General features: G+C 71.7%; 1 protein-coding gene. It reads left to right on the top strand.

The window, feature by feature from the left end; genetic code table 11:
- A partial coding sequence (locus tag AC1DYP_RS24825) for a condensation domain-containing protein (RefSeq protein WP_477048567.1) occupies positions 1-465 on the top strand: 465 nt, incomplete at both ends.

Genomic DNA, 465 nt, shown 5'->3' with positions numbered 1-465 from the left:
CTGGCGAACTGCGCTCGCGGGTATCCCGGAGGTGGGCGACCTCCCGCTGGACCGCCCGCGAACCGACACCCGCACCGGCGTCGGCGGCGCTCTGCACTTCGATCTGGACGCCGAACGACACGCGTCCATCGCCGCACTCGCCCGGCGCCACGGTGTCTCGCGCTTCATGGTGATGCACGCCGCGGTGGCCGTCCTGTTGTCGCGACTCGGCGGCGGTGACGACATCGTCGTCGGTACGCCCGTGGCCGGGCGCGGACAGCCCGCGCTCGAGCCGCTCGTCGGCATGTTCGTCAACACSCTSGCCCTGCGCACCCCGCTGTCGCAGGACGCCACCGTGGCCGAGGTGCTCGCGTCGGTTCGCGCCGCCGATCTGGCCGCCTTCGCGCACAGCGAGATTCCGTTCGAGTCCCTCGTCGAGCAGCTGCAGCACAGCCGCACCACGTCGCATTCGCCGCTGTTCCAGAC

Source organism: Caulobacter sp. P1_D6, assembly GCF_056406095.1.
The sequence above is the reverse complement of the archived record's forward strand: the minus strand, read 5'-3'. Positions and strand labels throughout refer to the sequence as shown.